Origin of the sequence: Paraburkholderia kirstenboschensis, from assembly GCF_032806925.1 — a bacterium.
GTDB classification, from domain to species: Bacteria; Pseudomonadota; Gammaproteobacteria; order Burkholderiales; family Burkholderiaceae; genus Paraburkholderia; species Paraburkholderia kirstenboschensis.
The window spans coordinates 793,614-811,646 of record NZ_CP136513.1; the positions used below are offsets into that span (position 1 = coordinate 793,614).

General features: G+C 61.8%; 14 protein-coding genes and 1 pseudogene. 12 read left to right on the forward strand and 3 right to left on the reverse strand.

Annotated features, from left to right (window positions below; genetic code table 11):
* The first annotated feature begins 52 nt into the window (after positions 1 to 52).
* The 6 genes from RW095_RS26155 to RW095_RS26180 all read left to right on the forward strand — a co-directional run bounded on the left by RW095_RS26155 (position 53) and on the right by RW095_RS26180 (position 8,580).
* Entirely contained in the window at positions 53 to 790 is a 738-nt protein-coding gene (locus RW095_RS26155) for an OmpW/AlkL family protein (protein WP_317021736.1), read from the forward strand.
* 51 nt (positions 791 to 841) lie between these two features.
* Positions 842 to 3,820, forward strand: coding sequence for a molybdopterin-dependent oxidoreductase (locus RW095_RS26160; RefSeq protein WP_317021737.1), 2,979 nt, complete (start codon positions 842 to 844; stop codon positions 3,818 to 3,820).
* Positions 3,821 to 3,830: 10 nt separating this feature from the next.
* Positions 3,831 to 4,694: a 4Fe-4S dicluster domain-containing protein gene (locus RW095_RS26165; RefSeq protein ID WP_317021738.1), complete on the forward strand. Its 864-nt coding sequence runs from the start codon at positions 3,831 to 3,833 to the stop codon at positions 4,692 to 4,694.
* Between the two features lie 206 nt (positions 4,695 to 4,900).
* On the forward strand, positions 4,901 to 5,047 hold the full coding sequence (locus RW095_RS26170) for a TetR/AcrR family transcriptional regulator (RefSeq protein WP_317022690.1): 147 nt from the start codon (positions 4,901 to 4,903) through the stop codon (positions 5,045 to 5,047).
* Positions 5,048 to 5,277: 230 nt separating this feature from the next.
* Complete coding sequence (locus RW095_RS26175; RefSeq protein ID WP_317021739.1) at positions 5,278 to 6,048, forward strand: DUF72 domain-containing protein; 771 nt, start codon at positions 5,278 to 5,280, stop codon at positions 6,046 to 6,048.
* A gap of 663 nt (positions 6,049 to 6,711) precedes the next feature.
* Entirely contained in the window at positions 6,712 to 8,580 is a 1,869-nt protein-coding gene (locus RW095_RS26180) for a serine hydrolase domain-containing protein (RefSeq protein ID WP_317021740.1), read from the forward strand.
* Between the two features lie 145 nt (positions 8,581 to 8,725).
* Here RW095_RS26180 and RW095_RS26185 read toward each other — a convergent pair whose 3' ends face one another.
* Positions 8,726 to 9,751, reverse strand: a complete 1,026-nt coding sequence (locus RW095_RS26185) for an AraC family transcriptional regulator (RefSeq protein ID WP_317021741.1) — start codon at positions 9,749 to 9,751, stop codon at positions 8,726 to 8,728.
* A gap of 209 nt (positions 9,752 to 9,960) precedes the next feature.
* Between RW095_RS26185 and RW095_RS26190 the strand changes: the two genes are divergently transcribed.
* From RW095_RS26190 to RW095_RS26205, 4 genes and pseudogenes are all read left to right on the forward strand, one after another.
* A complete protein-coding gene (locus RW095_RS26190; RefSeq protein ID WP_317021742.1) occupies positions 9,961 to 10,899 on the forward strand; it encodes a BKACE family enzyme in 939 nt (312 codons plus the stop codon).
* A 98-nt stretch (positions 10,900 to 10,997) separates the two neighbouring features.
* A pseudogene (locus RW095_RS26195) lies at positions 10,998 to 12,343 on the forward strand (MFS transporter).
* Between the two features lie 42 nt (positions 12,344 to 12,385).
* Complete coding sequence (gene fabG, locus RW095_RS26200) at positions 12,386 to 13,126, forward strand: 3-oxoacyl-ACP reductase FabG (protein ID WP_317021743.1); 741 nt, start codon at positions 12,386 to 12,388, stop codon at positions 13,124 to 13,126.
* Positions 13,127 to 13,193: 67 nt separating this feature from the next.
* Complete coding sequence (locus tag RW095_RS26205; RefSeq protein ID WP_317021744.1) at positions 13,194 to 13,985, forward strand: SDR family oxidoreductase; 792 nt, start codon at positions 13,194 to 13,196, stop codon at positions 13,983 to 13,985.
* A 137-nt stretch (positions 13,986 to 14,122) separates the two neighbouring features.
* Here the strand turns inward: RW095_RS26205 and RW095_RS26210 are convergent, their stop codons facing one another.
* Positions 14,123 to 14,530 carry a DUF2000 domain-containing protein gene (locus RW095_RS26210; RefSeq protein ID WP_317021745.1) on the reverse strand — a complete coding sequence of 136 codons (408 nt, stop codon included), beginning with the start codon at positions 14,528 to 14,530 and terminating at the stop codon, positions 14,123 to 14,125.
* A 44-nt stretch (positions 14,531 to 14,574) separates the two neighbouring features.
* Positions 14,575 to 15,432 (reverse strand): AraC family transcriptional regulator, encoded by an 858-nt coding sequence (locus RW095_RS26215; protein WP_317021746.1) that lies wholly within the window; start codon positions 15,430 to 15,432, stop codon positions 14,575 to 14,577.
* 271 nt (positions 15,433 to 15,703) lie between these two features.
* Between RW095_RS26215 and RW095_RS26220 the strand changes: the two genes are divergently transcribed.
* Both RW095_RS26220 and RW095_RS26225 read left to right on the forward strand, forming a co-directional pair.
* Positions 15,704 to 16,684: a 2-keto-3-deoxygluconate permease gene (locus tag RW095_RS26220; RefSeq protein WP_317021747.1), complete on the forward strand. Its 981-nt coding sequence runs from the start codon at positions 15,704 to 15,706 to the stop codon at positions 16,682 to 16,684.
* A complete protein-coding gene (locus tag RW095_RS26225; RefSeq protein WP_317021748.1) occupies positions 16,681 to 18,006 on the forward strand; it encodes a four-carbon acid sugar kinase family protein in 1,326 nt (441 codons plus the stop codon). The genes RW095_RS26220 and RW095_RS26225 overlap by 4 nt, the downstream gene beginning before the upstream one ends.
* Positions 18,007 to 18,033: the final 27 nt, after the last annotated feature.

Genomic DNA, 18,033 nt, shown 5'->3' on the forward strand with positions numbered 1-18,033 from the left:
TGTGATAAGCCCAATTCATAACAGTTGCGGCAAATGGAGACAGGAGAAAACAATGACGAAGCAGAGGAGAACCGGCATTGCCGGAGCGGTGGCGTGCGTCTGCGGGTTCGCGCTGACTGATGCGGCCCAAGCGCAGAGCGCAGGCAGCTTGACGCTGTCGGTCGGGTGGTTGCATGTGGCGCCACAGGGCCACGCAACGCCGCTCACGGTCGAGAGCGTTGGCGGGCAGCCAGTGAATCAGACGCTCACAGGCACGGGGGCGCATGCATCGACGTCGGATACGGTGGGAATCACGACCGAATACTACGTGACGGACAACATCGGCGTTGCCGCGCTTCTGGGTTTTCCTGTGAAAGTCGACCTGATTGGGGAAGGGACGCTCGCGAAGTACGGCAATCTCGGCACGACGAAGCCCATGCCGCCGGCGATCGAACTTCGCTATCACCTGTTTTCGGCCGGCTCGGCGTTCCGGCCATTCGTAGGGCTCGGTGTGAATTATACGTGGTTCACACAGGTACAGGCTACTAACAAAGCGTTCGTCGAAGGAAGCTTTGGGCCCGGCGGATCGGCGCACGCGACGCTCAGTTCGTCGTGGAACCCGGTCTTCGAGCTGGGCGCAAGTTACGCGATCACAAAGCACTGGTCCGTTGGAAGCAACGTCAACTACATGCCGGTCAAGACCAACCTGACCTTGCACGGGCAGACCGCCACGGGAACCCAGGTCGTGTCGAAATCCACGCTCAGGCTGGATCCCGTCAGCGTTTTCGTGAACGTGGCGTACACGTTCTAGCGCGAGTCTGCCCGCTACGCTTCCAACACAAAGCTCACATAGGATCGAATGATGAAACGACAGGTCCTCAAGACCATTCTTTTTGCGCTGCCCAAAGTTCTCGAACTGACGGCACGCCGCTTTCCGGCTTATCGACATCGTCTGAAAGAACACGATCTGGTCGCCTCGATCGGGCTGATGGATGAAAGTATGGGGCGCGCAATCCAGATAAAGAACGGGCGAGTCCGCTCTCTTGCTGACACGCGCCGAAAGCCAGACGTACGGATCGCATTCAAGGATGTCGCCACCGCGCTCAAATTTCTCTCTCCACGTCCCGATCAGGCCGAGATCGTACATGCGGCGAAGAATTTCAAGGTCGTGACGGAAGGCGACGACGAACTGCTGGTCTGGCTCATGCAAACACTGAGCATGATGCAAACCGTCGGCCTGCCGATGGGTACGCCGATGCGCGATGACACGCGGCGCTATGCGACCTGCACGAACGGCGGGCCGTTGTTCGTCTATGTAAAGGATGGCCGCATCGTCCGGGTCACGCCGATAGACCTGGATCGCTCCGATGCGGCAAGCTGGGAGATAGAGGCGCGCGGACGCCGTTTTAGCCCGCCGCGGCGAGGCATGGTCGCGCCGCATGCGTTGGCGATCAAGTCACTCGTCTATTCGGACAAGCGCATTCTTCACCCGATGAAGCGGGTCGACTTCGACCCTGATGGCGAACGCAATCCGCAAAACCGCGGCACGTCCGGCTATGTGCCGATCAGTTGGGACGAGGCTCTCGACATGGTCGCGCGGGAGATCAACCGGCAAAAGCGCGTTCACGGTCCCGGTTCGATCACGTTTCCGATGTCTTCCCATCACCAATGGGGCAATGTCGGTTACTACCTGAGCGCGCTGACCCGCTTTGCGAACCTGATCGGGTTCACCCGCGTGGCCGCGAATCCGGACAGTTGGGAAGGATGGTACTGGGGGGCGATGCATCATTTCGGCAACTCGATGCGGGTCGGCGTACCGTCCGGCTACGGCGGCGTCGAAGATTGCCTGAAGGAAGCGGAAATGATCGTGTTCTGGTCTTGCGATCCGGAGAGCACCAATGGGGCATACGCCGGGTTCGAAGGAACGGCGAGGCGTCTGTGGGCGAAGGAGCTCGGCATCGAGTTCGTGCATATCGATCCGCATTGCAATCCGACTGCCCAACTGTTCGGCGGACGGTGGATTCCCGTGCGGCCGCAAACCGATGCAGCGCTGGCCACTGCCATCATGCACGTATGGGCCGTTGAAGGCTTGTACGACGAGGACTACGTTGCCACGCGTACGACCGGCTTCGACGAATGGCGTGCCTATCTGCTGGGCGAATCCGATGGTGTGCCAAAGACGCCGGAATGGCAGGAGCCGGAAACCGGCGTACCTGCAAAAGACGTCCGCGCGCTCGCGCGGAGATGGGGGAACAGGAAGGTCTATCTCGCCGTCGGCATGACAGGGGCGGGATTTGGCGGTGCCGCACGCGGCGCCACGGGCGCGCAATGGGCCCGCTGCATGGTCATGATGATGGCGATGCAAGGCTGGGGTAAGCCGGGCGTCAATTTCGGCTGCCTGGAGATCGGGGTCCCCCACGATCTGCAGTTCTACTTCCCGGGCTATGCGGACGGCGGCATGTCCGGCGACCTGGCATGGACCGCGAACGCGGTGAACAACTACCAGCGCATGCCGCACATTCTCACCATGAATCCGGTCAAGCAGATGGTGCCGCGCCAGCAACTGCCCGACGCGATTATCAACGGCCATGCGACCGGATATCTGTGGGACGGCATTTCTCAGGAAGCGCAGTTTGCGCCGTTCAACTACCCGATGCCCGGTTACTCGCCCATCCACATGATCTACCGGTATGGCGGCTCAGCCTTCAGCACGGTGACCCGATCCGGTCGCTGGGCCGAGGCTTACCGGCACCCGAGCATCGAGTTCGTCGTGAATCAGTCGATCTGGATGGAAGGCGAGGCGCAGTTCGCCGACATCATCCTGCCCGCGTGCACATCGCTCGAGCGATGGGACATCGGCGAATGGTCGAATTCGGGCGGCTACGCACATCATGGTTTCAGCACGGTCAATCATCGCATCATGACCATGCAGCATAAATGCATCGAGCCACTGGGCGAGTCGCGCTCCGACTACGACATCTTCACTGCCATCTTGACCCGGCTCGGCCTCGGCGGTGTGTTCACCGAGGGATGCAGCGAACTCGACTGGGTCAAGCGTGTGTTCGAATCGTCGGATTTACCCGATCACGTCTCGTGGCGGGATTTCTGCCGCAAAGGCTATTTCGTCGTGCCACCCGAGAAAGCGGAATTACGCCAGCCGCCGGATATGCGCTGGTTCGCGCAGGGCCGTCGCAAGGACTTGCAGGAACCGCATCCGCTGCCGTCGCAGCATGCCGAAAAATTCGGCATGGGACTGCAAACGCCGAGCGGGAAGTTCGAGTTCATACCCGAACTGCTCAGGCGCCATACCGCGGACAACCCTGAGCGGCCGCCGCTGAACCGCTATATCCCATCTTGGGAAGGGCTGCGCTCGGACCTGGCTCACCGGTATCCATTGCAACTGATCGCCACGCACAGCCGTTACAGCTTTCATACTCATTGTGACGGGAAGAATTCGTCCATCAACAGTGTCGAGGATCATCGCGCGCTCGTTGGCGGGCACCGTTTCTGGCTCCTGAGGTTGAGCGCGGCCGACGCGGTAATGCGATGCATCGGTCATCGCGATCTCGTCAAGGTCTACAACGACCGCGGTGCCGTTATCTGCGCGGCCGACGTTTCGCCGCTGGTCACCGCAGGGGTCGTCAAGTCATATGAGGCGAGCGCCGAGTTTCAATTGATCGAGGTCGACGGCGAGCGCGTCGAAATTGGTGGCTGCATGAATATGCTGACACCCGACCGGCCCCAAACGGCAGGAACGAGCAGCATGAGCCCGAATTCTTGCCTCGTACAGGTCGAAAAATGGCGAGGTGCCGAAGCGTTTCTGCTCGCCCGCGCAGCGTAAGGAGCACAGCGTGAAAAAATGGAATCTGATTATCAAGGTCGGACGTTGCGAGAACTGCCAGAACTGCGTCATCGCCGCGCGCGACGAGCACGTCGGCAACGACTTCCCCGGTTACGCCGCGCCCGCTGCCGCCGGCGCCGGAAGCCCCATCCGGATCTTGCGCCGTGTGCAGGGCCGCTCGCACATGGTCGACACGACCTACCTGCCCGTGATGTGCAATCACTGCGACGATGCGCCATGCGTGCGAGCGGGTGACGGCGCCGTTCGCAAACGTGCCGACGGCATCGTCATCATCGATCCTGACAAGGCGCGCGGGCGGAAGGATATCGTGAAGTCCTGCCCCTATAAGGCGATTGTGTGGAACGAGGAACTGCAACTGCCGCAGACGTGGATCTTCGACGCCCACCTGCTCGACGAGGGTTGGCAGCGCCCCAGATGTGAACAGTCATGCCCGACCGGCGTGTTTGAAACGGTCAAGCTGGACGACGCAAAGATGGCGGAAAAGGCCAGGCAGGAGGGACTGAAGGTCTTGCAACCGCGTCTCGGCACAAAACCTCGAGTGTGGTACAGCGGCCTTGAACGCTGGGAAAGCTGCTTTATCGGTGGAAGCGTCAATGCCGAGGTGAAAGGCATCGTCGAGTGTGTTGCCGATGCCGTGGTTGTACTGTATGCGCGTGGCGAGAAGATTGCCGAAACGGTGTCGGACGCGTTCGGCGATTTCCGGTTCCCGGGCCTTGCAAATGGCAGCGGCCTCTACCGAGTGGAGATAGTTCACGCGCTCGGCAACGCGTCACGCGAATGTGAATTGGGCGAAAGCGTCTACCTCGGCGACGTGAACGTCGTGCAGCCGGCGACTGAAGCCGAGCCCGCGTAACGTCAGGACGAACGTACTAGCCGGGACGGTTCTCCATTTCCATGCCGGTTTCACCAGTTGACTATATAATCAATGATGATTTTATATATACAGAAAGGACCAGTGCGCCGCTCGGTGCACCGGTAGAGCGGTCGAGCAACCCGCCATCTGACACGTTCGCTGAGGCTCGGCGAGCCCAGACGGCAATGTCACTGGTGAGCTACGCGATGAAGCGCGAACGCCCGACCCACGCACGGAGGAAACAGCAGACGCGAGAGCGTCTGTTCGAGGCTGCGCGGAGCGTTTTCCTTGAAAAGGGTTTGGCCGCGACGAGCGTAGAGGACATCGTCAAGGCGGCGGGGAATAAGCGGTAAGAACCGGAGTGCAGGTCGAGCACATCCGGTCCATTAACCGACGCAAAAGACCAAAGCCGTCGTCGACGCCAGAGGTCTTCCCGGCAACGCTGCTCCTATGCAGCGTTCCCGCCGTCAGCATCTAGCCAGGCCCGCTTCCTCGCGGGCCCTTTTTGTAGGTATCGCATCTTGCCGATAGCCCAGCGGCATGAAAACGCCGCATGGGCCCAGACCTTGCTCCGCCTACACGCATGACCCATTCGACGCCCCGCGAGAATCCTCAAACCGCATCGCCGATACGTATCGGCTGTGCTGGATGGGCGCTGTCGTCCAACGTCGCGGCGCGATTTCCCACGCAGGGGAGCCATCTCGAGCGCTACGCGCGGGTCTTCTCTGCTGCGGAAATCAACTCGTCGTTCTATCGCTCGCATCAGCCGAAAACGTACGCCCGTTGGGCTGAAACCGTGCCCGAAGGATTCCGGTTTTCCGTGAAGATCCCGAAGACGGTCTCGCACGAACTCAGGTTGAGCGACGCAGATGCCGCCATGAGCGCATTTCTCGCGGAACTCGCGCCCTTGGGCGAGAAATTGGCCTGCCTGCTGCTGCAGTTGCCTCCGAGCCTTGCGTTTGAAAAATCCATCGCACGCGACTTCTTTGCGCTACTGCGTGACCTCACAAGCGTGCGCGTCGTCTGCGAACCGCGCCATGCGACGTGGTTCACCGACGAAGCCGCGCAGACGCTAATAGATGGCAAGGTCGCCTGCGTGCGCGCGCATCCACCGCCCGTCGCCGGAGTGGAACCGGTCGGCGATCCGCGCGCCTTATACATCCGCTTGCACGGCTCGCCTCGAATCTACTATTCGGCCTACGACGAGCCGTTCATCGAAGCGGTCGCGGCGCGGATTGTCGAGGCCCGAGATTCCGGGGCGGACGTCTGGTGTGTTTTCGACAACACCGCGCACGGCGAGGCGGTTCCGAACGCCTTGATGCTGATGGAAAAACTGGAGGAAGCGGCTGGCTAGGCGGGCCGTTGGAACGAGTCTGACAAGCATGCCGCCGCCTGCATCTCAAGCAGTCGCAGCGAGCGATTCAGGCACGCGGTAGTTTGCTACCAGCGCTCTCTCCCGGTCGCCACGGCAGCCATGCTCCGCGCCTTCACATGGCCGAAGCCGCGAATCCGATCAGGCAGCGCGGCCAGCTTCAACGCGACGGGCAGGCGTTCGTGATCCAGCGTCGCGCAGAATTCGTCGACGAGCGCCGAACTTTCGCTGCGAACGTCATGGTGAAGGTCTGCAGTGGTTGGCCCATGCGAGGCGTGAATGTGTGGCGAATGAACCCGCTGCGACCGAAGTATTCGGCCGGTTTTCCGAACCTCGATCACGCCAGCCTGGGGATCCGCGAACCGGCTCGAACAATACGTAGATCTCGTTCGCGAGCTGAGCCGGCTGCGCCGCGCAGGTGTCTGGCATTCTTTGGGCGCACTCTTGAGCCAAAGGTTCGCAGCATCTCGACACTTCGCTATTCGCGCTTGCACCGCGCCGCTATGATTTGGCGCAGGTAGCGCACTCAAAAACGCCGTCCTGCTGCGTCAAACTTGCGGAAAATGGCTTCGCCGCGTCGGCGGCGTCGCGGTTGAAGAAAACGCTGCTTGCAGGTCCTGCAAAACTTGAACAAAGGGGAATGCCGTGGCCAGGTGCAACCGCAATCACGAGGGTCTTGTCAGCGAAGGGCGGCGGCAGTTTCTCGGCTACACTGGCGCCGGGGTGCTCGCGGCGGTGCTGCCTGGCTGCGGCAACGACGAGCTCCACTCAACGCCTTATCAGCAGACCATTGCGCTTGGTCAACAGATGATCCAGCAGGCCGTCAGTGATCCGTCGAGTCCCGTCGCGGCGATTTCAGTCGCGATGATCAAAGGCAACGCGGTGGTCTGGCAGCAGGCGTTCGGGCTAGCGTCGGTGCCGGGGCAGATCAAGGCGACGCCGCAGACGCGCTTCAACATCGGCTCGGTCAGTAAGTTGTTCCCGGCGCTGGCGGCGACGATCCTCGTTGATCGTGGACTGATCACGCTCGACACACCGATCGTCAAATATCTACCGACCTTCACGATGCTGTCGCCGCAATACGCGCAGATCACCATGCGTCATCTGCTGTCGCATGCGTCCGGTCTGCCCGGCACAAATGGGCGCAATCTCTTCACGTTTGAGCCGGTCACTGGCTATGCCGCCGACACGCAAGCCGAACTCGCCAACTCGCACCTGAAGCATCTGCCCGGCGAACTGGCCGTCTATTGCAACGACGGCTTCACGATGGTCGAGCAGGTCGTGCTCGCCGTGACGGGCCAGAACTTCGTGGACTTCGTCCAGTCGGAGATCCTCGCGCCGCTGAAGATGACGAACTCCAGCTACCTGACGAGCGTGCCTTCCAGCGGATCGTTCTCGCTGCCGTACGTGAACGGCACGCAGCACCAGGAGTTCGTCAATGCGTACGCGACAGGAGGACTGAGTTCCACGCCCGCCGACATGATGAATCTTGCGCAGATGGTCTACGGCGGTGGCATGTTCGAAGGACAGCGCATCGTCTCCGCGGCGGGCATCGCGGAGATGGGCGCGGACCAGACGAAAAGCCTGACGATCAACCCATCGCCCGAATGGCGCTGGGGTCTCGGCTGGGACACCGTGGTACAGCCGGCGCTCAACGCTGCAGGCGTGCTCGGCTGGGAAAAAGACGGCGGCACTGCGTTCTACTCGACCGAATTTTTCGTCGTGCCCGGTTCGCAGTTCGCGCTGCTGGTGACCGGCAATGCGGGATACAACGCTCGCGCGATTGCTGAAACGCTGGTGCTGTCGGCGTTGAAAGAAGACGGCACGATTTCGTCGCTGCCGGCGAAGATCAGTACCACGGCGCCGCCGGTCGCTTCGGGGCCGGGCGTTGCGAGCGGCGCGGGCATCTACGGCAATTCTGACTCGCCGTATCAGGTGCTCGCCAACGCGGACGGTAGTCTGCAGATCAACCAGTGGGACGCCCATACTCGAGGCTGGGCGCAGATCGGCGCATACCGGTATCGCAGCGACGGCTGGTGGTGGAGCGATACCGATACGGTCTCGTATCGCTTCGCAGTCGTGTCCGGCAACGACAGCGAGGGAAGTGCGTTCAACTATCGCTATCTGATGAAGCGGGTCGTGCCGGGCGCGGGCTACGCCTATCTGACGTTGCCCGTCGGTCAGCAACTGGCACCGCTCGCGGCGCTCGATAGCGCGTGGCAGCAACGCGTCGGCACGCAATGGACATTGACCAACGATTCGCCAAGCGCCGTGCCGATCGTCGTTCTTGGCAATCCGCCGGGTTTTTTCGCGACACTGAGCGAACTTCCGGGTTACGTGCTGTACGGCAACGAAGATCTTCGCTACCAACTGTTCGTGCCGGTGAGCGACACGCTCGGCGGCATGTCCGTCAAAGTGCCGGGCAATTTCGGGCGCGACCTCTACGAGATCCGTTTCGCGTCGACCAGTGCCACGACGCTGACGATCGGCAGTTCTATCTACGCGCGGATCTGACGGTCAAGCTTTCCATGCCGCCGCGCCATGCAAAATTCCGTCAACGGCATCGCGCTTGCGCACCAAGACGGTATCGACGTCCGGAGGGTGCTTTGGCGTTCGCGATACAGGCATTCAATCGCTGACAGAGCGCTTCGAGAGCCGCTCACCGACGCAATTCACCAGGTCCTTTCCCTGTCCACCGCTTCAATGCGCGGCGAAAGTTTGCAGCGTCGCTGAACCCTAGAAGCATCGCGACATCTTCGGTGCTCATTCGTGTCGACTGCAGGTATTCGATAGCGAGCGAGCAGCGCACATCGTCGACGATTGCAACGAAAGAGGTTCCTTCTGCTTCGAGGTGACGCCGCAAGGTCCGGCTCGTCAAATTCAGCCTCGTCGCCACCTCCTCCATGCCCGGAAAAACACCCGGCATGCTCATCAGAATCTGGTACACCTCGCCGGACGTGCCGACTGAAGTCTTCGCCTGCCCGATCAGGCGATCGCACGTTTCCTGTAGCAGCGTTGCCGTGAGCTTGTGCGCGAGTTGCGGCTTCTGGTTCAGAATCGCGCTGTCGTAGACGAGCTCGCATTGCGGCGCGTCGAAAAAATACGGGCAGCCGAGGTACTGCGAATAGATACCGGCATGTCCCGGAGCAGGGTACGAGAAACATGCCTTGAGCGGCGGGCAGCTATGACCGGCTACGTCCTGCAGATGAGTGACATGCTGCGTGAACTGCTGCTCGATGATGAACTCGCGGAGTTCGCGCGCCGGGCTCGAAACGAACGCGTCCGGAAACGACCAGACAGCCTTGTCCGGATACTCGGTCCACTCGATCGTAACCGTGGGTGTTGCGAGGCGATGGTACTTGACGCCGAGACGGAAGTAATCGCGCAACGAAAGGCACGACATCAACGCATAGCCGTACATGCCGTATGCCGACAGGTGCAGACGCGAGCCGACCTCGAACGGCGTCGCCGGGTCGCGCGAGAGCAGCACCGCGTTGCGAGCCACGACTGCATATTGACGCACCGATGTCATCACAGACGCGTCGTTGAGTTGATCCACCGTCAGGCCGCTTCCCTTCAGGCTACTTTCGGGCGCAATGCCTTGCTCCGCGAGGACTTCGACCAGCGCGGCTATCTTGTACGGTGCGTAGATACGTTCATTGAGCAATGGGCGGGTCGATGCCAAAAAGAGCTCCGCAAATTGTCCTCGGGGGACATCTCCATGTCCGGAAATGACCTTACCCCGGCGATCGTATCGAAATAAGATTGACTGCACAGGACGATGCGCCCGCACAGCGGCCGTGGCGTCTGCAGACAATCTGGAGACAACGTGGACGCGTGATCCGGTTGCGCACGACAGTGCGCAGGGTCATGTCCACATTCGAGGATATTTCAATGAGCGACACGAGCCGAAAGGTCATCATTTCATGCGCGATCACGGGGGCAACGCATGTCCCGTCGATGTCCGAATTTCTGCCGATCACGCCCGAGCAGATCAAGGATCAGGCGATCGAAGCGGCTCAGGCGGGCGCCGCCATCATCCACTTGCACGCTCGCGATCCAGTTGACGGCCACCCGACACCGAGCCCGGAAATCTTCAAGGCCTTCGTGCCCGCGATCGCCGAAGCGACCGACGCCGTCGTCAACATTACGACAGGCGGCAGCACGCGCATGACGCTCGAAGAACGTGTTGCGTATCCGCGGCTGGCCAGGCCCGAGATGTGTTCGCTCAACATGGGCTCGATGAACTTCTCGATTCATCCCGTCGCCGCAAAAATTTCGTCGTGGCGCTACGGCTGGGAGAAGGAATACATCGAAGGAATGGAAGACATGATTTTCCGCAACACGTTCAGGGACATTCGCAACATTCTTCTGGAACTGGGCGGAAGCGGCACGCGCTTCGAATTCGAATGCTACGACGTGGGCCACCTCTATAACCTCGCGCATTTCGTCGATCAGGGCCTCGTCAAACCGCCGTTTTTCATTCAATCGGTGTTCGGGATTCTGGGCGGTCTGGGCGCCGACCCTGAAAATATGCTGCTGATGCGTTCGACGGCAGACCGGCTGTTCGGTCGCGAGAATTATCATTTCTCCGTGCTCGGCACAGGTCGGCATCAGATGCCGCTCGTGACCATGAGCGCGATCATGGGCGGCAACGTGCGCGTGGGTCTGGAGGACAGTGTGTATCTCGCGAAGGGCGTGAAGGCAGAGACCAACGCGCAACAGGTCCGCAAAATCCGGCGCATTCTCGAAGAGCTGTCGCTGGAGATCGCCACGCCCGCCGACGCGCGAAAAATGCTGGGCCTCAAGGGCGCCGACCAGGTCAACCTGTAGCCGCGATCTGTACTTGCTACGAGACCATCATTCGATGAGTCTCGATCTGCCTCGCAACAACAAAAAATAGAGCTGTTTCAAATATTGGAGACGACGTTATGGATGCCGCTTCCGCCGATCAGCGGGTCGGACAGTTGCATCGCATTGCCACGCACAAGGCGATGGTCAGACTCATCCCGTTGATGTGCGCCATCTACTTCATGTCCTTCCTCGATCGCACCAACGTGGCGCTCGCGAAGCTTCAGCTCGCGGCGGATGTGGGCATCAGCGCCGCTGCATACGGTTTCGGCTCGGGCATTTTCTTTCTCGGCTAGCATTGCTTGAAGTCCCGAGCAATCTGGCTGCCCACAAGGTTGGTCCGCGCCGCTGGATCGCACGCATCGCGGTGACGTGGGGCATTCTGTCGACGGCGATGATGTTCGCGCAGGGAACGTCCTCGTTCTACGTGTTGCGCGTTCTGCTGGGCATAGCGGAAGCGGGCCTTTTCCCCGCGCTGATGTATATGGTGACGCTCTGGTTCGCGCCTCACGACCGGCCCGTCGTAGTCGGCTGGATTTATATTGCGCCGGCGCTCGCGCTCATGCTGGGAAATCCGTTGGGCGGGGCGTTGATGCAACTCGACGGCGTTGGCGGCCTGCATGGCTGGCAATGGATGTTCATGCTCGAGGGCATTCCGAGCGTGATCGTCGGCATCGTATTGTTCTTCAAGATGCCCGAACGGCCGCGCGACGCACGATGGCTCCCGGCGGCCGAGCGCGATGTGCTGGAGACGCATGCGGTGATTGACGGGCACGGCCGCGCCGACTATTCGTCCGCAAACTGGATTGCCGCTCTGAAACGGCCCACTACGGTGCTGATCGGTATCATCTATTTTCTGAATCAGGTCGCGTTCGTCGGACTGTATTTCTTTACGCCCGCCATCATCCACCAGATGCATGTCGATTCGTCGCTCGTGGTCGGTTTTCTGTCGGCGAGCGTGGGTCTCGGCTTTCTGCTTGGCGTGCTGGTTCTCCCGCGTATCCACCGCCGAACGAATAGGGACTGTGTGTTTCTCGGCGTTCTGACCGCAGGGCTTATCGTCGGTGCTTGCGCATATCTTGCCGTGACGAATCCCGCCGCGCGAATCGCGCTGCTCACTGTCACTGCATTCTTTGCTGGCGGCGTGCTGCCGTCTTACTGGGCGATCGCGATGAAACGTCTGCAAGGCATTCAGGCAGCCGCCGGCCTTGCGTTCGTCAACACGATCGGGTTGATTGGCGGCTTCGTGGGACCATATCTGTTCGGTATTGCAGAAACAGCCTCCGGTCGAAGCGATGCCGGTTTCACGGTGATACTGATTGCCGCGGTGCTCGGTCTCGCACTGGTTCCTGTGCTGGCACGAGCAATGCGCAGCGAGGCCGGTGTGCTTGTGTCGTCCGAGCCGGCTGCACAGATGAAACCATAGCGGGCGTGTGCAGCCTGGCTTTTACAGGAAGGATATTGAACGATGAAACTGAACGGTAAAGTCGCCATCATTACAGGCGCGGGGCAGGGGATCGGCGCGGCTACTGCATTGAAGTTCGCACGCGAAGGGGCGGTTGTGATCGCTTGCGACATGAATCTGGATGCGGTGGCGACGGTCGCGCATTTGTGTCGCGAAGCGGGCGGCAACGCAGACGCATTCGCCGTCGATGTCACGAATCGCATGCAAGTCGATGAAATGGTCGCCAAAGTGCGCGGCACGTATGGGCGCATCGATGTGGTGGTCAACAACGCGGGCATCACGCGCGACGCCCGTTTGCAGAAGATGACGTTGCAGCAATTCGACGACGTTATCGACGTGAATCTTCGCGGCGTTTTCCATACCGCACAGGCAGTCGTCGATACCATGATCGAACAGGGCTCGGGCGTCATCCTGAACGCGAGCTCTGTGGTGGGCATCTACGGTAACTACGGGCAGACGAACTATGCGGCTGCCAAGTTCGGCGTGATCGGCTTCACGAAGACATGGAGTCGCGAGCTCGGTCCGAAAGGCATTCGCGTCAATGCGGTTGCGCCGGGTTTCATCGACACGCCTATCCTCAAGACGATCCCCGAAGATGTGTTGTCGAAGATGCGCGACGAGGTGCCGCTGCGCAGGCTCGGCAAGCCCGAGGAAATCGCCAGCATCTACGCGTTCCTCGCGAGCGACGAAGCAAGCTATGTCAACGGCGCGGTCATCGAGGCCACCGGAGGACTCACGCTGTGAGCGGCTTTATTAGCCACGCTACGAGCTGCATAACAAGCCATATCAAGAACATCGGAGAGACACGAGCATGAGCATCATTGATCTTTTGAAGCCGAGGCCCGGGCTGCGGGTATTCGTATCGGCAGGTGCTGCGGGAGTCGGCCTGGCGATCGCCGAAGCGTTCATCGAGGCGCAAGCAGAGGTTTATATCTGTGATGTAAACCAGGCCGCCATCGATGAGGCCAGATTGCGGTTCCCCAAACTGCACGCGGGTATCGCCGACGTGTCGAAGCAGGCACAGGTCGATCAGATCATCGACGACGCGCGGCGCAAGCTCGGCGGACTCGATGTTCTCGTCAATAACGCCGGCATAGCGGGACCTACGGGTGCCGTGGAGGAACTCGACCCCGCGCAATGGGAAAGTACTGTTTCCACCAATCTCAACAGTCAGTTCTATTTCCTGCGCAAGGCGGTGCCGGTACTCAAGGAGACATCGGACTGCGCGAGCATCATCGCGATGTCTTCTGTCGCGGGGCGTCTTGGGTATCCGTTCCGAACCCCATACGCGTCGACCAAATGGGCGATCGTGGGGCTCGTCAAATCGCTCGCTGCGGAGCTCGGGCCGAGCAATGTCCGCGTCAACGCGATCCTGCCCGGCGTGGTGGAAGGCGAACGGATGGACCGCGTGATCTCCGCTCGCGCAGAGGCCCTTGGTATTGCGTTTGACGCGGTGCGCGAGGAGTATCTGAAGAAGATCTCGCTGCGCCGCATGGTGACTGTCGACGACATCGCGGCAATGGCACTGTTTCTCGCGTCGCCGGCGGGCAGCAATGTGACGGGGCAGGCAATCAGCGTGGATGGCAACGTCGAGTATTTATGAAGCGATGCCGGCTTGCATGCGGGAGACGGCGATGCGGCGCTGGAACAACGCACACCTTCGGCACGGTTATGAGCGGCAGCCCTTCGAGCGTGCGCCATTGCACGCCGTCGCGCGTCTCGCCCGGCGCTCGTGCCGACTCACGAGTGCAACTTCAGCCCCTTCACCGTTTTGTCGATGGCTTTTTTCGGCCCGTGCAGCGCGAGACCCACGAGGTCCAGGTTCGCCAGATCCTGCGCACGAAAAGCCTCGCGATTTGCCGCGTCGTGGCCGGTTGAAAACATCGCGTGCACGTAGGGCACTATTGTGAGTTCGCGCGTGAGGGCTTGCCGATGCGCGGCTTGCAGCCCGGAAAGATCGGTGGCGAACACCAGCATCGGTTGACCCAGCATGCGGCCATATCGGCGCCCCGCGGCATCTTCGTAGGGCTCGCCCAACGCTTCAGGTATCGCGGCGGCGACACCCGTCGCGAGAAACGCGGCCACATTGAGTTTCTGCCAGATTGCCAGATCGTCGCGCACGATCAGGGCTACCTTCGTATCGAACATGTTTGCTCCTCGGTGAGGCGCTCATGATCGGCGAGCCGGAGCAATCAGTCTGGAACGTTCGTGCACATGCGCCGATAGGCGGCCGGGGTCATCCGGTACGCACGGCGAAACCAGCGGCCCAGATGGCTTTGATCCGCGAATCCGACTTCTGCGGCAACCTCCGCGGGCGTGCGGCCGTTTGCCAGCAGTCTGCGCGCCGCGCGCAGGCGCAAGCGGACCAGATACGCGTGCGGCGACGTGCCGAACGCTTGCTGGAACAGGCGCGTCAGCCGGAACCGGTCTATCCCCGCAATACTCGCTAATTCATCGAGCCCGACGTTGCCGTCCATGTGGTCGTGCAGGAAATCGCGGACTCGGGCGATCATGGCCGACATAGCCACGCCGCCCGTCATCGGCATATCGCATAAGTGACCCGCGAGCCGCGTGAGAAGGCGATCTAACGTCTGGTCGCGCGCTAGTCGTCCCTCATTGCCGTAGATCGCGACAAACGCCTGCTGAATCGCGTCGACGAGGCCGCTGTCGTCGACGAGCGTATGCGCAAAAGCCGCGTCGACCCGCTGGAGACCGGGAACGTTCAGGCGGCGGGTCGCGCGTTCGACCCACGCTTGCGGCAGATACAACATCGCGTAAGTGAAGCCGCTCGCCTCCGGCGCATGGCCGTCGTGCAACGCGCCCGGCTCGATCAGGATCGCACGGCCCGGTACGCTCGTGTGCAGCGACCGGCGGCACCGGAAGCGCTGCACACCCTGTTCGGTGTAGCCGATCAGCATGTCGTCGTGATCGTGCGGATCGTACGCGTGGCCACTGAAATGCGCGCGCAGGCTCTCGATGCCCGTTTCCGGATCGCGCCGCGCCTCTAGCCAGTTGTCAGAACCTGCAGGGGAGAACGCCGCGCTCGTCATTGCTTACTTCGCTCCTCTTGGTTGCTCGTTATTCCTGGCCGCAGTGTACGTGGCCAGTATGCGTTTCGCACCGTCGGCGAAGGCCTGCCGCAGGCGGTTCACGGAAAAGCAGAACGGCGTGCCGCGCGCACGGTGCGGCTCGCCGTCTGCTCACATCGATCACACAAATGATTGATTTGCGCAAGGTTCGCTGAAGAAGTACACTGCAATCTGATCGTTTCAATCAAACTAGTGACCAAATCAATCAGGTCGGATCAGACTGGAGACTCGTATGGCCCAAATACACATAAAGCGCGGCATTGAACGCGTACCCGGCGGCATGATGATCGTCCCGTTGCTGCTAGGCGCGCTCGTCGCGACCTTCCTGCCGGGCATGCCGAAATTCTTCGGCTCGTTCACCAACGCGTTGTTCACCGGCGCGCTGCCGATTCTCGCGGTGTTCTACGTCTGCATGGGCGCGAGCATCGACGTCAAAGCCACGCCTTATCTGCTGAAAAAGGGCGGCGCGTTGTTCGTCACCAAGGTTGGCGCCGCGATCATAATGGGCGTCGTGATGGGGCATTTCCTCGGCGAACAGCCGATTTCGTCGGGACTTTTCGCCGGCCTGTCGACTCTTGCGGTCGTCGCGGCAATGAACGACACCAACGGCGGGCTCTACATGGCGTTGATGGGCCAGTATGGCCGCTCGGAAGACGTGGGCGCCTACACGATCATGTCGCTCGAATCGGGTCCCTTCCTGACCATGGTCACGCTGGGCGTCGCCGGTCTGTCGGCGTTCCCGTGGCCCACGCTCGTCGGCAGCGTCCTGCCGCTGGTTTTCGGCATGCTGCTGGGTAACCTGGACCGCGAAATGCGCGCGTTCCTCGGCAAAGCCGTACCGGTGATGATTCCGTTCTTCGCGCTGGCGCTCGGCGCGAGCCTCGATCTGCACAAGGTGTGGCAGGCTGGCGTACTCGGCATCGGGCTCGGCATCGCGGTTGTGATCGTCACGGGCATTCCGCTTTATCTGGCCGATCGTCTGACGGGCGGCACCGGTGTCGCGGGCGTGGCGGCAGCGAATACGGCGGGTAATGCGGCCGCCGTGCCGGCGCTGATCGCGGCGGCGAACCCGGTCTACTCAGAGGCTGCTAAAAGCGCGACACTGCTCGTGGCCGCGTGCGTGGTGGTGACCGCGATCCTTTCTCCGATCCTCACAGCCGCCGTCGCGAAACGCGTGCAGGTTCGGCGCGAAGCAAGGGAACTGGCGCGATGAGCATACTGATCATCGCCGACGACCTGTCCGGCGCCGCGGATTGCGCGATCGGCTTTGCGAGCGCCGGGCACCGCACCATCGTGACGCTCGACGTGCCGGCGCATGGGCTCGACGCACAGGCGGCCGACGTGATCGCCGCCGACACCGACACCCGCCGTCTCACGCCCGCCGAGGCCGCGCAACGTAGCGCGGCGGCCTGGCAGACATTGCGCGCGCCCGGCCGGCGTCTGTACAAGAAAATCGACTCGACGCTGCGCGGCAATTGGGCGGCCGAGGTCGCCGCGTTGCAGCCGCTAGCCGGCCTCGCGATCGTCGCGCCTGCGTTCCCCGCGACGGGCCGCACCTTGCGGGGCGGCCGCGTGTTCGTGCACGGCGAACCGCTCGAATCCACCGACACGTGGAAGCTCGACAATCCCGGCCGCGCCGCCGACCTGCACGCGATGCTCGCGGAAGCCGGCCTCTCGACGGCGCAACTCGAGGTCGACGCGTTGCGCGAAGGTACTGACACGCTCGCCGCGCGGATCGCTGCCGTGGCAGCGAGCGGCAAGCAGGCACTGGTGGTGGACGCCGAGACGAGGCAGGATTTATTGACGCTCGCTCAGGTAACGACGCAAATGAGCGAGGCGCTGTTCTGGGTCGGCTCAGGCGGCCTCGCGCGCGAGATCGCGGGCCTCGCAGGTCTGTTCGACGCCCGAGCGGCGGCACAGACCCAGTGCACGTCGCAACCGCGCGATGAGAACGCGCCGGTGCTGATTCTCGTGGGCAGTCTTTCGACGGTGTCGGACCGGCAGTGCGCGATGTTGCGCGAACGTGCCGGCATGGCGGAACTGACCGTACCGCCCGCGATGCTGCGCGACGCAGAGCGTCACCCCGACTGGCCCGCATGGCGGGCGCGCATCGGCGAGGTGATCGCTACGCGCGCGGATCTGTTGCTGCGCATCGGCCGCGACGACGCGTTCGATCCAGCCGAAGGCGCGCTTCTGTCCACGGCACTTGCCGCGCTCGTCGAGCCGCACTTCGGTGCGCTCGGCGGATTGATCGCGACGGGCGGTGAAACCGCCCGCGCGATGCTGAGTGCCGTCAACGTCGGCAGTGTCGAACTGATTGCGGAGATAGAAGCGGGCGTGGCCGTCGGCAAGCCGGTCGACGCGCGCGCTTCCCAGCCGCATCTGCGTATCGTCACGAAGGCGGGCGCTTTCGGCACCGATCACGCGCTGTTTGCGGCGTGGCGCTATCTGCATGAAACGCCGGCAACGTCGGCGGTCGCGGGAAACGGCTCGAACGGCTCGAGCGGCGCACACGGCTCACACCATCCAGCCTGAGCGCCGCATCGGCGCGATCAGGCGGGC

What these genes read in the sequence shown, in the direction of transcription:
- RW095_RS26220 (WP_317021747.1), top strand. Translation starts at nt 15,704, where the DNA reads ATGGCCCAAATACACATAAAGCGCGGCATTGAACGCGTACCCGGCGGC.
- RW095_RS26190 (WP_317021742.1), top strand. Translation starts at nt 9,961, where the DNA reads ATGAGCGACACGAGCCGAAAGGTCATCATTTCATGCGCGATCACGGGG.
- RW095_RS26205 (WP_317021744.1), top strand. Translation starts at nt 13,194, where the DNA reads ATGAGCATCATTGATCTTTTGAAGCCGAGGCCCGGGCTGCGGGTATTC.
- RW095_RS26160 (WP_317021737.1), top strand. Translation starts at nt 842, where the DNA reads ATGAAACGACAGGTCCTCAAGACCATTCTTTTTGCGCTGCCCAAAGTT.
- fabG (WP_317021743.1), top strand. Translation starts at nt 12,386, where the DNA reads ATGAAACTGAACGGTAAAGTCGCCATCATTACAGGCGCGGGGCAGGGG.
- RW095_RS26225 (WP_317021748.1), top strand. Translation starts at nt 16,681, where the DNA reads ATGAGCATACTGATCATCGCCGACGACCTGTCCGGCGCCGCGGATTGC.
- RW095_RS26170 (WP_317022690.1), top strand. Translation starts at nt 4,901, where the DNA reads ATGAAGCGCGAACGCCCGACCCACGCACGGAGGAAACAGCAGACGCGA.
- RW095_RS26215 (WP_317021746.1), bottom strand. Translation starts at nt 15,432, where the DNA reads ATGACGAGCGCGGCGTTCTCCCCTGCAGGTTCTGACAACTGGCTAGAG.
- RW095_RS26175 (WP_317021739.1), top strand. Translation starts at nt 5,278, where the DNA reads ATGACCCATTCGACGCCCCGCGAGAATCCTCAAACCGCATCGCCGATA.
- RW095_RS26155 (WP_317021736.1), top strand. Translation starts at nt 53, where the DNA reads ATGACGAAGCAGAGGAGAACCGGCATTGCCGGAGCGGTGGCGTGCGTC.
- RW095_RS26210 (WP_317021745.1), bottom strand. Translation starts at nt 14,530, where the DNA reads ATGTTCGATACGAAGGTAGCCCTGATCGTGCGCGACGATCTGGCAATC.